Source organism: Thalassotalea euphylliae (genome assembly GCF_003390395.1).
Classification (GTDB): domain Bacteria; phylum Pseudomonadota; class Gammaproteobacteria; order Enterobacterales; family Alteromonadaceae; genus Thalassotalea_F; species Thalassotalea_F euphylliae_C.
In genome coordinates, this window is record NZ_QUOV01000001.1 from 960,963 (window position 1) to 975,405 (window position 14,443).

Below are 14,443 nucleotides of genomic sequence, written 5' to 3' on the forward strand. Positions count from 1 at the left end.
ATATTAGGTGCTGGATTGCTGTGAGTTTTTACTCACAGGGAACAACCCCTGCTTTATAACTGCGATCAGCCCTTGCACCTGAGTACCAGATATAGCAATTATCAGATTTAAGGCTATTTTGGCCTGGCTGAGCAGCAATGTTCACATTGTCGCTAAAAGAAAACGTCGCCACAACATTTGTACCCGTCACCCCTTGCGCTACCCAATCGTTACTATGGTAACCCGCAAAAACAAATTCTTGGTCTTGGCCTATGTTCTCAATAAGTGAAGGAATCGTTGTCGCTGAAGCTGAAGGTGTGCCGTAAATAAAGTAGCAATCTTGTCCACAAATATTATTGAAAGGGTTGTTAGCTGGTTCATTACCGAAGTAACCGCCACCAGTCACTGGGTCAGTTCTAGCAGGGTTGCGGTCAGCTAGACCTACCACTGCTAGCTGTGCAAAAACTAAATTCGCTTGAGACTCGATTTGCCCTTTTACCGCCATTAACGTGCTGTTACGAGCGTCTGTTTGCAGGTTGATAAATCTTGGAAGTGCAACTGCGGCTAAAATTCCGAGTATCAGAATAACGGCAACAAGTTCTATTAATGTGAAACCACGAAAACGACGATATGAGTATGATTCCATTATTTTTCCTTTCTACAGCTCAGGTGTTACGACAATTCTTCCCTAGAATGATGAGCGTAGCAGATAGCTCGCTTATTCATCAATGACAGGCCTGTAACAAGATGTAGTCCATTCAAAAGGTGTTGGCAGTGTTATCTCTTGCTTTCATTTATTTGAGTTAAAAGGTTCTATTAGTTGGGACGAACATGTTTAGCGAGAATGGCATTAATATGCACCAGTACTCCAGGCTGCTTTCGCCAGCGCCATAATAAATCTCTGGATTGCTTACCTGTGGCGGTGATATCAACGATACGGTCTGGGTAGTCTTGACCAAGCTGAACATCATACATTTGTTGCTCCATATGGGTTAGTTCCCATGGCTTGTGAATGAATGGTGCAGGAATTTCAGATAGCTCAGGTAGCCATTGCTTGATAAAAGTTCCATCAGGATCTTGCTCTTCAGACTGTTTGACTGGGTTATAGACACGAATGGTATTGATCCCCGTAACGCCCGCTTGCATTTGAAATTGGGTGTAGTGAATACCCGGCTCGTAGTCGAGAAAATAACGGGCAAGGTGTTTAACGCCCAAGCGCCAATCAAGCAGTAAATGATGGCATAGAAAGCTAACCAGCATGGCGCGCATACGAAAATTGATATAACCAGTTTGTGCCAAACAACGCATGCAAGCATCAACGAGTGGATAGCCAGTATTACCGTCTTGCCAAGCAGTTAATCGTTGTTTTGCCGTTGCTCCGTTGTTGTAAGGAAAATCGTTATAGCCGGGATTTAGGTGCTCAAACTCTAGCTCAGGCTCGGCTTCAAATTTTTGGATAAAATGGCAATGCCAATGAAGCCGCGATGAAAGTGCCGAAAGTGCTCTGCGCCAGCCTGGTCGTTGCCAATGGCTTAACAAGGTTTGGTAAGTGTGGCGCAGACTAATATTGCCCCATGCTAGGTAAGGTGACAGCCGAGAGCAAGCCTCGCGGCTAGCGCTTGGGCTTGATATTGAATAATGGTAACGCTGGCCGCGTTCGATAAAGAATGACGCTAGTGTCGCCAGCGCCTGTTGTTCACCACCCAGTTGAAAATTATCATCAATTTGTTGCCAACTCTCTGGTGCTTGAAATGTATCAAGCTGACGCAGTGTTGCGTTGGGAATGGTTAGCCAATTGACGCTAGGTAAATCTACGTTGACCAACTGTGCTCGCATGTATTGTTGCCAGCGTTTATCCCAATCAAGCCGGTGGCTTAAGCCGCGAACAACAGCGCCCGCTTGGCACTCTTGCCAGACAACTTGGTTTGCCTGACACCAGTTTTTAACTTGCTTGTCACGGGTAAAGGTGTGATCTAGTCCCGTTTCTTGGTGGCTAAATATATAGCGAAGATTAAATAGCTGGGTTAGTTGATTGAGACACTCAATAGCGTTGCCTTTAAGCACCAGTAAACGAGTATCAACATTTAACTGCGAAAGTGACTGATTGATGCTTTGCCAAGATTGGAAAATAAACCGCCAATGCCGCAATGACATATGCTCATCGGCAAGCATAATATCCTCAACAATATACAGAAGCAGAACAGGCAGTCGAGTTTGTGCGGCAAGTGCCAGAGGAAGATGATCGCTTAGTCGAAGATCTCGCTTTAACCAAACCACGGCAATATCAGTTTGCACATTGCTTAGTTGCGTTTCATTACTCATAAATGTGAATTTCCACCGAATTAAAGCGCCCAAAGGCCTTGATTGGCTAACAGGTCTCCAAACAAGCGGACAACTGAAGTTTGGTACTTTGCCAAGAAACGCTTGTTCACCAAACTTTCGTGCCAAACTTTCTCCACCAATTATTTAACCGCCACAAAATATTTAGCAAAATCTGATTGGAGAAAATAACGGATGATTGGCGATTAGTACGAGTCTTTTATTCTGTGAGATTACCGCGCTACTTAGGTGTTTAAATCATGGCTACTAATTAAGCTAAAACCCTTGATTTTGTTGTATTAGTATCACGTTTGTAACGAAACTATCACAGCTTTGTAGTGATTTTATAACTTGTAAAAAATTGTGAAACTTTATCTGTTTTTACGTCCTCTTATTGGCTGCCTAAGTTAAAAGGTACGACCAATACCTTGTTGGTTACTTAGTTTTTAACAGGGCCGTTTATATAAAAAATAGGAGGGTTAAACATGTTTAATTTGCGCAAGCTTTTAATATCTCAACGTTCAAAGCCGACACTAGCTGTTATCGGTGTATCTGCTGCAGCTATTTTATCTTCAGGCCTAGCTAATGCGGGTGCATGGGTTCCTAAACAAGGGGAAGGGTACAACAAGCTTGCCTACGCTTATTACGAAGCGGATGAATTTAGAGGCGATAACGATAACTTCTCTGAGTTTATTGGTGAAAATACTTCTTTTTATGGTGAATATGGCTTGGGCAACAATTTTGCCGTCTACGGTCAATTACTTTATCAATCGCTTGAGCAAACAGACGCCAATAATGTTAAGCAAACCAATAATGGCTTTGGTGATGCTGAAATTGGTATTCGTTATCAATGGCAAGCAGATCCTTTTGTCCTTTCTACCTCTTTCCTCGCAAAGCTACCTTACTTGTACGATGAAGATGATGATCTCGCCTTAGGTAATGGTCAAGAAGACTATGAGCTAAGAGTCTTATTAGGTAAGAGCTTAAACCAATATGGTTATTTAGGCGCGGAATTTGGCTACCGTTATCGCAGCGGTGCGCCGTCGGATGAATATCGTTATTTGTTGGAATATGGTTTCAGCGTTAACAAAAACCTCTACTTGCGAACTAAGCTTGATGGCGTGCTAAGTGCCGAAAATGCTGATAGCAACGCTAGTGATACGAATGCCAACTTATTGGTTGTACCGGAGTTTGATTCTGGTAAGTGGGAATTGACTGCCGGCTGGACGTTTGATTCAAGCTCAAAAAATAAATGGGGCCTTGAACTTACCTATACCCAAGATATCTATGGCAAAAATACCTTGGAAGGTGACAGCATTCAACTTGGATTAACACGAGTGTTCTAAGCATATGTCGTTAATAGCAATATGTGTCCTAGTTGGGCACTTTATTTTACTGCTGGTGCTATCACTATTTGGTTTGCACCGCCTTTCTATGGTTTTTCGTCGTTATAAATATCGCGATAAAAAGCCCCAAATAACCCAAAAGTTTGACACTTTACCTAGCATCACTGTTCAGATCCCTTTATACAATGAGCGTTTGGTTGCTAAGCGCATCGTTGATGCCGTTGCCGACTTTGACTATCCGCAAGACAAATTGCAAATTCAAATTGTCGATGACTCTAACGACAGTACCAGCGATGTTATCGCCGAGCGTGTTGGTTATCATCAACAGCGCGGTATCAATATAGATCATGTGCAACGTACCAACCGTCAAGGCTATAAAGCGGGCGCGTTAAAAGATGCCATGGAAACCGCAACGGGCGAATTTATTGCTATTTTCGATGCCGACTTTTTACCTGAGCCAGACTTGCTGAAAAACAATATCCATTATTTCTTTGAAGATGATATTGGTATGGTGCAGTTTAGGTGGGAGCACTTAAACAAAGCGAGCAGCGAACTAACCCAAACTCAGGCGATTATGCTCGATGCACACTTCAGTCTTGAGCAGCAAGTGCGCAGCGCCAGTAACAAGCTATTCAACTTTAATGGCACCGCCGGTATTTGGCGAACTAAGGCGATTGTTGATTCCGGCCATTGGAGCGCGGATACGCTAACTGAAGATTTAGATTTAAGCTATCGCGCTCAACTTAAAGGCTGGCGCATGCTGTATTTAAATGATGTTGGCTGTGCGGGTGAAATTCCTGCTGATATCAATGCGTTTAAAAGCCAGCAACACCGTTGGGCAAAAGGTGGTGTCGAGGTGATGCTGAAGATGCTGCCTAAGGTTTGGCGCTCATCATTACCGCTAAAAACGAAAGTAGAAGCGAGTTTTCATCTGTCAAATAATCTCGCTTATCTCATCATGTTGGTAGACACCTTAGTGTTCTTAATCCCGACCTTGTGGATAAGGCAAGCTTATGACCTTTACGATGTGTTATGGCTGGATTTACCATTACTATTCTTAGCTTCGGCTAGCCATTTGATCTATTTGTTCTACGGTCAAGTCGCGCTCGGTCACTCCAAGCTGCGCGCTGCATTGCGCCTACCAAGATTAATGTTGCTTGGTATTCAGCTAGCAACCAATAATGCTAAAGCTGGTTACGAAGCGCTGCGCGGTGAGCGAAGTGAGTTTGTTCGCACTCCTAAAAGTGGTGAATTGGTGGAAGGCGATGAGCAACAAGTCAGTCATACGCCAGCACCTGAAACCAAGGCCGCCAAATCTAGCATACTTTCAGCAAAACTTTATCGAGCAGTAGCGCCGCGTGGTGCACTATTTGAATTTGCTGTTGCTGTTGTTTATGGCTTTGTCTTGATTTGGGCGATTGCCAACGAACATTGGTTTATGGCGCCGTTCTTGTTGTTACTGTTGCTTGGGTTTTTAACAACCTCAATTCACAGTATGCGCAGCTATCAAAAGCATCAGCAAGAGTAACTGCCGTGACTCGCACGATAGCCACTAGTACCATAGCCTCTGACACTTTAACGAAGTTGGCCTGTTCAGGTCCCCACGCGACGACTGTTCATAGTCGGTGGTCTTGGCTACTTTATGCAAGCTTGGTTGGCGCGGTCTTAGTGGCATCAATGAGTCATTGGCTAAGTGAGGTGCACAGCCAATTGTCACAGGCAGTTATCACGTCAACTACTATTGAGCTTGGCGGTGATGGCTGGAGCCTAGCAAATTCGGATCTAGCACAGTGGGGGATGGGCAATTTAGTTATCGCCCAATTTACCTTGATGTGTTTATGCATGCTAGTGGCTTGGTATTCTGTGCACGCATATCAGCAAAAAACTCAGCAAAAAGGTCAGCAAAATGCTTCCTTTGCCGCGAGTATGGCTCGCATTAGCTGGTTGATCTTGGCAGCGGGCATCTTAGCGCGGATTGTTTTACTGGGGGTTGAACCATACACCTCAAACGATGTAGACCGTTATCTATTTGACGGTCGTATCGCACTGACTGGGTTAGACCCTTATCAAGTCAGCCATGATGATCCTGCGCTTGTTGAGCTTAGATCAATATGGCAGCCACCGGCTGAGCACGCCGCTTATCCAACACTTTATCCACCGTTAGCGTTGGCATTATTTAGCGTTGCTGCCAGTGTAGGGATCGACCACGCCCAATGGCTGTGGCAGTTGATGTTAACCTGCGCCAGCATTGCCTCGCTATGGCTAATGTTTTTACTGCTTAAAGCGCATAACAAGCTGGTACATTTACCGCTGATTGCATTATCTCCGATAGTCATTATCGAAACGGGTGCAGCCCTACATGTCGATGCCTTTTCAACGTTAGCGATAGTCGCTGCGCTTTATTGCTGGCAGCGTAACAAACTCGCATTAGCTGGTATTTTTATTGGGCTTGGGGTACTCATCAAAATATTGCCCTTGGTGCTGTTAATGCCGCTGGTGTTGGCTAACTTCTCGTTGCGCCGAGCGGTGACGATAGTTGCTAGTGCGATTGCTACGATTAGCCTCGGCTATGCGATTACCTTAGCATTAGGGCTATACCCTGTTGGTAGTATCGGTGTGTTTTTTGAGAAATGGCGCTTTGCCGCACCGCTGTTTTCACTGTTAACACCGCTAGGCACACAGGGGTTCATTGCTGCGCTCGCAGGCGTTACCTTGAGCTTAATTGCCATTGTGGGTTACTTGGCTAGCCGTCAGCAAGCGAACGCTCAAAAGCCGGCAGCAAATAATGAGCAAACTCTGCTTTCTAACGACTTAGTTAGCGCCTGTCAGCTTGCGCTCTTTATTCCATTATTTATTAGTCCAGTGCTATTTCCTTGGTACTTAATGCCATTGGCTGCACTCGTCGCATTAAAACCCAATCTTGCGTTATTGCTCATTCTTGGCGTTATGCCATTTACCTATGAAGTACTGGATCAGTTTGTTTGTTGCCAAATTTGGCAACCAGCGCAATGGCCTATCAATTTGTTGGCTGGTGCCTATCTCTTTGCATTGCTGAGTTTAATTTATGCCGGCGTCACAAGGTGGAAGAAACAAACTATTACTGAGGGCGAACTTTCGTCGCCCCAAAAGAGGTTTTCATGTTAGCTATAGTAAGTAAATATCATCATTGGTTACATGGTCAATGGCCTGACGCCAAAGTAGAAAAACTACCGGTAAGCCAAGCTAATGGCACAACTAATATTCCCGGTACCTATATTGTTGGTGACTTAACTGGCGTGCCATTGTTAAAGTTTTCTGCCGACACTGGTGCAAAAGCCGTTCAAGACATACTGGCCGATACCAGCTTCAGTAATCGCAAACATACAGCTGAAGTTGCTGATATCGTTATTATTGGTGGTGGTGTTAGTGGTTACTCGGCGGCAATTTCCGCCAAAGAAGCTGGGTTAAGCTTTAAGCTGATTGAAGCTAACGCACCGTTCTCAACCATCAATAACTTTCCTCACGGTAAGCCGATTTATACCTACCCCACTGAGATGACGCCAAGTGGCAAGCTCCAATTTGGTCAAGAGGTCGTTGACAAAGAAAGCTTGTTAACGAGCTTGCAAGCGGATGCTAAGCGTCATGATATCCAGCCTGAAATTGCTAATGTTACTCATATTGAACGCAAAGGCGGACACTTGCATGCAATGCTTGACAGTGGCGAGCGTATTTCGGCACATCGCATTATTGTCGCTATTGGTCGCTCAGGTAATTACCGCAAGCTTAATGTGCCAGGCGAAACACTCGAAAAAGTCAGTAATCGTTTAATTGACCCGAGCCAATATCAAGGGAAAAAACTACTTGTGGTTGGCGGTGGTGATAGCGCCCTAGAAGCGGCAATCAGCTGCGCTAATTATGATGCACAAGTAACGCTGTGCCATCGTCAAGCAGAGTTTTCGCGCCCCAAACCGGAAAATGTTGAGCAAGTGAACCAGTTGGTTGAGTCAGGCCAACTTGATTTAAAAATGTCAACTCAGGTGACTGAAATTACCGAGGATGCCGTTAACCTCACCAACAAAAAGGGCGAGCAACAAACCCTAGCCAATGATGAAGTGTTATTGGCGACAGGGCGCGAGGCTCCACTCGAATTTTTCCGCCGCAGTAAAATCCAAATTAGTGGTGAAAGCAGCTTTTCAGGTTGGTTAGCCTTTGCTTTGTTTATGCTAGCGATGTTTGCCCTGTATGACTGGAAAGGCTATGGCTTTGTGAACTCATTTTGGTCAACCTTTACCTTCCCAAATAACATGCCAGAGGTGATCAGTGGCCTTGGCAGTTGGTGGTCTAGCCAAGTTGAAGACAGGTCTACCTTGATCGGCACTATCGCCATGTCATTAAAAAGTCGATCCTTCTATTACACCTTTTTATATACCACTTTGATTGCCATATTTGGATGGCAGCGAATCCAACGTAGTAAAACCCCTTATGTGACGGTACAAACTAGTGTGCTGTTTACCATTCAACTGTTTCCACTGTTTTTACTGCCGGAAATTATTCTCCCTTGGATTGGTTACAACGGCGGCTTTGATGCAGGTTGGGGCAAAGCGGTAGGCGATGCTTTATTCCCTTCATATATTTCAGCGCAAGACTTAGCTAATCACGTTTGGCCAGACTGGGGGCACCCACGAGCATACTGGCATGCCTACAGTTTTATCTTTGCGTGGCCACTTGGTGTATACACTGTCTTTACCGACCAGCCTCAGGTGGCTTGGTTGGCGATAGCCGTGGTGCAAACATTCGTGATCATTCCATTGATTGTTTACAAATGGGGTAAGGGCGCGTACTGCAGTTGGATTTGCTCTTGTGGTGCAATGGCTGAAACCATGGGCGATCAGCAGCGCCATAAAATGCCGCACGGCAAAAACTGGAACAAGCTGAATATGCTTGGCCAAGTTATCTTACTGGCGGCCTTTGTCATGCTATTTATTCGTATCTTGGGCTGGATTTACCCTGAAAGCTGGATGAATTCAATGTTCAACTTGCTTTTAAAAGGTGAGAACCAAAATTATGAGCTCGTCAATGCGTTTAGCTGGAAATGGGTCGTAGATACCTTTATGGCTGGGGTCCTAGGGTTTGGTTTGTACTTTAAATATTCTGGCCGTACTTGGTGTCGTTTTGCCTGTCCGCTTGCCGCGTTAATGCACATCTACGCGCGATTTAGCAAATTTGCGATTGCTGCTGACAAATCTAAGTGTATTAGCTGTAACCAATGTACAAGTCAATGTCATCAAGGTATTGATGTCATGGCGTTTGCGCAAAAGGGGAAGCCGATGGTTGACCCACAATGTGTTCGCTGCTCGGCGTGTGTACAAGTTTGTCCAACCGGTACATTGAGCTTTGCTGAAATTGATCGCACCACCTCACAAGTTGTCAAAACCGGTAAGCTTGCTGCCAGCCGCGTACAAATGGCTGAAATTATTGAGGTTAAAAATGTATAAAGGGTTTCGCGTTGCTGCGGTTATTCCGGCGCTAAACGAAGAACAGGCCATCGGTAAAGTGGTTAAAGAGTTAGTGCAGTTAACCTTTAATAGTGAGAGTGAGCAAGCGACTTCGGTGATTGATCAAGTGGTGGTTTGTGATAATGGCTCTACTGATGCTACCGCAGCTAATGCTGAGGCGGCTGGTGCCCATGTCGTTAGGCAAGACCAGCCAGGCTATGGTATTGCTTGCCTAACGGCGCTCGAATGGCTGGAACAACAGCAACTCAAGAACCTACAAAACAAGAAACAGCAAGCGTACGACATAATTCTGTTTGTCGATGGCGATGACTCCTGTTTTATTGAGCAAGCAGAGCGACTATTGGCTGGTATTGCCAGTGGTGATGATATGGCGATTGGTTCTCGTACACTTGGGACGATTGAACAAGGGGCGTTAACGCCGCCCCAGCTGTTTGGTAACTGGTTATCATCGCGATTAATTCGACTGTTCTGGCGTCAGCCAGTCACCGATTTAGGTCCGTTTCGCGCTATTCGTCAAAGCGCATTGAAACAATTAGCCATGGCAGATCAAACCTTTGGTTGGACCGTTGAAATGCAGGTTAAAGCGGCCATGCTGCAACTTAAAACTAGTGAGTATCCAGTTGATTCTAAAGTCAGAATAGGACGATCAAAAATCAGTGGCACAGTTAAAGGCACTGTGCTGGCTGGCTTTGGCATTTTAACCATGATCGCGAGGTTGCGTTTATTTGGTTTTAGTGGTCCTGAGCTGTCGCCAACAAAAGAGAATACTCAGTAATGACAGTGCTCAATGCCGCTAAGCCCGCCCAAGCCAAACCACACCCAAACAAGCTTGATCGCTCTGCGCTTTTTGAAGTTATTTTTGGCTTGTTAGTCGCTTGCACCATGCTACTAGCTACTTTGGGCTACGATTTGTATCAAGCGCGCACCGCCAAGCCGATTGGTTACTGGCAGCTAAATCAAGAAGCTTTCGCGGCGGACAATACGAAAACCATAGCCCATCAGTCTTGGCAGCAGTTACTGGCAAAATATGCTCGTTACTCTAATCAGTTATCGGCGACAGTATTCGATTACCGAGCAGTGAGCGAGCAAGATAAGCAACAATTGAACGCTTATCTTCAGGCTTTGCAAGATATCGACCCGCGAACATTTAATCATCGTGAGCAATTTGCTTATTGGATCAATTTATACAATGCGCTGACGGTAAAGCTTGTGCTCGATCACTACCCGATCGCCAGTATTCGCGAAATTCACCAACTGCCGTTTGATAGCCTAGGAGAAATTATTGGCCCTTGGGATATCAAAGTCGCTCAGGTAGCTGGGCAAGCGTTGAGTTTAAATCAAATTGAACACGGTATATTGCGCAGCATTTGGCAAGAACCAAGAGTGCATTACGTGATTAATTGCGCTAGTCGCGGCTGTCCAAATTTACCTTTGCAAGTGATCACTGCAAACGAGTTGGAGCAGCAACTAAACACCGCAGCAAAAGCTTTTGTTAACCACCCTAGAGCGGTGAACTTGGTTGGCAGCCAGCTTACCTTATCAAGTATTTATAATTGGTTCGGTGTTGACTTTGGCGAAGACCATAATGCACTGCTTGCTCACCTAATCCGTTATGCCGAACCAGAACTTGCCAGTGCACTAACGAAATTTAATGGCGATATTAACTATCAATATAACTGGCAACTTAATCAACCGATTGACGCAGCTTTGAATACAGCAATGCAAAACCTAGATAAAACGACAATAGAGACCCAAGATGACAACAACTAATCCAAGCCTAGTGATTATGTGTAAGCGCCCCAAATTACATCAGGGCAAGCAACGCTTGGCACAAACCATAGGTGCTGATGCGGCATTTGATATTGCCCAGTTGTTGTTAGCTTGCGCTATTGAAGACGCTCAAGCTTGGTCGGGCAATGTCGTGTTAGCGGTTGCTCATCAAGAAGATTTAGCGTGGGGGCAGGCTTTAATTCGCCAAGCGAAAGAGCCGCAAGCTCAGGTGATTTATCAAGGCGGTGGTAACTTAGGCCAACGACTTAACCACATCGACAAACACTTGCGAAGTCAGGGCCATCAAAAGTTGGTCTTTATTGGTACCGATGCGCCGATGCTCAGACAGGCACACTATGTTGGCTTGGCCGATATGCTAGCGAAAGACGATATTGTGCTTAATATGGCGGCCGATGGCGGTGTTGTCATTATGTCAAATGCACAGCCTTGGCCCGATTTAACTAATCTGCCATGGAGTTCTTCATATTTAGGCGCATCACTGGCGGCTTGTTGCCATAGCTGGGGCTTGTCGGTTGGTTATCACACCCCAGGTTATGACATTGATGAAAAGTGCGATCTTATCACCTTGTATCGCGACTTAGCGGGCGAACAGCGACCTGCACGACAAAAACTATTGCAATACATAGCGACCATTTTAACGTTAGAAGAGAGTGACTCATGCACGACGCAGTAAAAGAATATTACGGTAAAACCCTACAATCGAGCGAGGATTTACAAACCAATGCGTGCTGTACAGACAGCAATTTAACTACCGATGTGAAGACCGTATTGGCGAACATTCACGATGAAGTATTGGCGAAATACTATGGCTGTGGGTTAGTGACGCCAGAGAGCCTAACGGATTGTCATATTCTCGATCTTGGCTGTGGCGCTGGCCGCGACTGTTATGCCTTGGCGCAAATGGTAGGTGAGCACGGTTTTGTCACGGGTGTTGATATGACTGAAGAGCAGCTAGCAGTGGCCAACAAACACTTGGCATATCATCAGCAAAAATTCGGTTATCAACAAGCAAATACTGAGTTTAAGCTAGGTTATATTGAAAAACTCGACCAGCTTGGTCTGGCTGAGAATAGTATTGATGTGATTGTTTCTAATTGTGTGATCAATTTGTCACCTGATAAAGAAGCTGTGCTTAAACAAGCTTATGCGCTGTTAAAAAATGGCGGTGAAATGTATTTTGCCGATGTTTATGCCGATCGCCGTATTCCTGAGCACCTGAAAAACGATCCACTACTTTATGGTGAGTGCCTCAGTGGCGCTCTGTATCAAGGGGACTTTATCGAATTAGCGAAACAGGTTGGCTTTGCCGATCCAAGACTAGTTGAGCGCCGAGAAATCACCATAGACAACCCTGAAATCATTGAGCGCGTGCAAGGTATTAAATTTCACTCTAATACCTACCGCTTGTTTAAAGCACCTGAGTTAGAGGCTAATCAGGAAGACTATGGCCTTTCAGTCGTTTATCAAGGCACTGTGGCTAGTCATCCAGACGCATTACAGCTAGATCAAGATAACTATTTTGCTAAAGGCGAAAAAATTAAGGTCAGCGGCAATACTTGGCAAATGCTAACGCACAGCCGGTTCAAGTCACACTTTGAATTTGTCGGTGACTTTAGCCAACATTTGGGGGCATTTACGCGCTCACCTTCATGTGCCACTGATCAGCCTAAAGCGAAAACAAGCACAACCACTTCAGGCTGCTGTTAATGAACAAACAACATAGCGAAAGCTGGTATAAAACCCCTACGGGTGATGAGCGTGGTTATATTATCCCGCACGCGCTTGATGAGCTTTGGTTTCATACTGGCACTCGCTGCAACCTCGAATGTAGTTTTTGCTTAGAAGGCTCAAGCCCAAGCAGTAAACGTCTGCAAGGGCCAAAACTGAGCGAGGTAAAACCTTTTATTGATGAGGCACTTGCTTTAGGGGTTAAGCAGTTTTCTTTTACCGGTGGCGAGCCGTTTTTGCTCAAAGATATGATTGACATCTTAGCTTATGCTAGTCAGTTTCGACCTTGTTTAGTGCTCACCAACGGCACTACGCCACTGATTAAACGCTTACCAGCACTTCAAGACTTGGCAGAGAGTAGCGAATGTAAACACCCCATTTCGCTGCGCATCAGCTTAGACTCAGCCGAAAGCCAAAGCCATGATGCGGGGCGGGGGCAAGGCAATTTTGCATTAGCGATTAGTGGCTTAAAAAAACTATATCGAGCAGGCTTTAAAGTATCTGTGGCGCGACATATGTCGGCTGACGAAAATAGCGATCAAGTCACTAAGCAGTTTCAGGATTTATTTGCCTTAAATGGCTTACCTGAAGATCTCAATATTGTTGCTTTCCCAGACTTTTTACCCCCGGGTAGCATTGCTGATGTGCCACACATCAGTAGCCATTGTATGGTGCAGTATCAAACCGAGCAACAGCGCAAAAATTACATGTGTAGCAATTCTAAAATGATCATCAAGAAAAATGATCAAATGCAGGTATACGCTTGCACCTTAGTGGATGATGACGAGGATTATCACTTAGCCAATACGCTCAGCGATAGCATGAGCGCTCGTATTAGTATGAAACATCATAGGTGCTACAGCTGCTTTGCTCATGGCGCCAGCTGTAGTGAATAACCTTATTTTTTTCGGAATTTAGTTGGGAGAATTATTAAATGTTAGCAATTATCGGTGGCACAGGTATTTATCAAATCGATGGCTTAGCAGTAGAGCAGGAGCATGAGATTGATACGCCATTTGGTAAACCATCTGCTGCCATCAAGCAGGGCAGTTATCTGGGGCAAACGGTTTTTTTTCTGCCAAGACATGGCAATAGTCATCAACTATTGCCGAGTGAAGTCAATTATCAAGCAAATATTTGGGCGCTTAAGTCGCTTGGTGTTACTCAAATAGTGGGTTTTTCAGCTGTTGGTAGTTTGCAGCAGGAAATTGCGCCCGGCGACTTAGCCATTTGCGGGCAGTATTTTGATTTTATTAAAGGCAGCCGTGCCAAGAGCTTTTTTGGTAACGGCTTGGTTGCTCACGTATCAACCGCCGAGCCCAGCTGCAAACATTTAGCACAAGGTATCGTTGAGGCCGCTAATAACCTTGAGGTAACCATCCACGACAACAAGACTTATGCTTGTGTTGATGGTCCTCGTCTTGGCAGTAAAGCGGAAAGTCTGTTTTTAAAAAATGCTGCTGCTTGCGATCTAGTGGGTATGACAAATGTACCAGAAGCATTTTTGGCACGCGAAGCACAAATTTGCTATTGCACCATTGGCATCGCGACAGATTACGATTGTTGGCAAGATGACCCAAGCCAACATGTGAGTGTGGAGCAAGTGATCAGTCGTTATGGCGAGAGTTTAACAAAAGCAAAGTCGGTACTGGAGTCGTTTATTAAAACTCATCAGGCGGATGAGTCATGCGGTTGTCGAAGCGCGTTGGCAAGCGCAGTGTTAACGCCAGAATCTGCGTTATCATCAGAGGCTAAAGCGTTATTAGCGGTGTTGAGCCGTTAACA

Annotated in this window: 12 protein-coding genes; 10 read left to right on the forward strand and 2 right to left on the reverse strand. The window is 45.2% G+C overall.

The genetic code is table 11. The annotated features are described in order from the left end of the window. Nucleotides 1-28 precede the first annotated feature (28 nt). Together DXX92_RS19300 and DXX92_RS04270 are read right to left on the reverse strand one after the other, a co-directional pair. Entirely contained in the window at nt 29-625 is a 597-nt protein-coding gene (locus tag DXX92_RS19300; protein WP_115999311.1) for a type IV pilin protein, read from the reverse strand. Between the two features lie 170 nt (nt 626-795). After that, nucleotides 796-2,301 (reverse strand): cryptochrome/deoxyribodipyrimidine photo-lyase family protein, encoded by a 1,506-nt coding sequence (locus DXX92_RS04270; protein ID WP_115999312.1) that lies wholly within the window; start codon nt 2,299-2,301, stop codon nt 796-798. A 482-nt stretch (nt 2,302-2,783) separates the two neighbouring features. Here DXX92_RS04270 and DXX92_RS04275 point away from each other — a divergent pair, with 482 nt between their 5' ends. The 10 genes from DXX92_RS04275 to mtnP all read left to right on the forward strand — a co-directional run bounded on the left by DXX92_RS04275 (nt 2,784) and on the right by mtnP (nt 14,441). Continuing rightward, the gene (locus DXX92_RS04275; protein ID WP_115999313.1) at nt 2,784-3,644 is read left to right on the forward strand and encodes a hypothetical protein; all 861 of its coding nucleotides are present in this window, start codon (nt 2,784-2,786) and stop codon (nt 3,642-3,644) included. A gap of 4 nt (nt 3,645-3,648) precedes the next feature. Next, nucleotides 3,649-5,172, forward strand: a complete 1,524-nt coding sequence (locus DXX92_RS04280) for a glycosyltransferase (RefSeq protein WP_115999314.1) — start codon at nt 3,649-3,651, stop codon at nt 5,170-5,172. 149 nt (nt 5,173-5,321) lie between these two features. Next, entirely contained in the window at nt 5,322-6,788 is a 1,467-nt protein-coding gene (locus tag DXX92_RS04285) for a glycosyltransferase 87 family protein (protein WP_147301930.1), read from the forward strand. Beyond that, nucleotides 6,782-9,118, forward strand: a complete 2,337-nt coding sequence (locus tag DXX92_RS04290) for an NAD(P)-binding domain-containing protein (protein WP_115999316.1) — start codon at nt 6,782-6,784, stop codon at nt 9,116-9,118. Before DXX92_RS04285 ends, DXX92_RS04290 begins: the two co-directional genes overlap by 7 nt. Continuing rightward, nucleotides 9,111-9,914, forward strand: coding sequence for a glycosyltransferase family 2 protein (locus tag DXX92_RS04295; RefSeq protein WP_115999317.1), 804 nt, complete (start codon nt 9,111-9,113; stop codon nt 9,912-9,914). The genes DXX92_RS04290 and DXX92_RS04295 overlap by 8 nt, the downstream gene beginning before the upstream one ends. After that, complete coding sequence (locus tag DXX92_RS04300; RefSeq protein ID WP_220347622.1) at nt 9,914-10,909, forward strand: DUF547 domain-containing protein; 996 nt, start codon at nt 9,914-9,916, stop codon at nt 10,907-10,909. Before DXX92_RS04295 ends, DXX92_RS04300 begins: the two co-directional genes overlap by 1 nt. Next, nucleotides 10,896-11,603, forward strand: a complete 708-nt coding sequence (locus DXX92_RS04305) for a TIGR04282 family arsenosugar biosynthesis glycosyltransferase (protein WP_115999318.1) — start codon at nt 10,896-10,898, stop codon at nt 11,601-11,603. Before DXX92_RS04300 ends, DXX92_RS04305 begins: the two co-directional genes overlap by 14 nt. Further along, complete coding sequence (locus DXX92_RS04310; protein WP_115999319.1) at nt 11,588-12,637, forward strand: methyltransferase domain-containing protein; 1,050 nt, start codon at nt 11,588-11,590, stop codon at nt 12,635-12,637. Before DXX92_RS04305 ends, DXX92_RS04310 begins: the two co-directional genes overlap by 16 nt. Next, the gene (locus DXX92_RS04315) at nt 12,637-13,554 is read left to right on the forward strand and encodes a radical SAM protein (RefSeq protein WP_115999320.1); all 918 of its coding nucleotides are present in this window, start codon (nt 12,637-12,639) and stop codon (nt 13,552-13,554) included. Before DXX92_RS04310 ends, DXX92_RS04315 begins: the two co-directional genes overlap by 1 nt. Nucleotides 13,555-13,592: 38 nt before the next feature. Then, nucleotides 13,593-14,441: an S-methyl-5'-thioadenosine phosphorylase gene (gene mtnP, locus DXX92_RS04320; protein ID WP_115999321.1), complete on the forward strand. Its 849-nt coding sequence runs from the start codon at nt 13,593-13,595 to the stop codon at nt 14,439-14,441. Nucleotides 14,442-14,443: the final 2 nt, after the last annotated feature.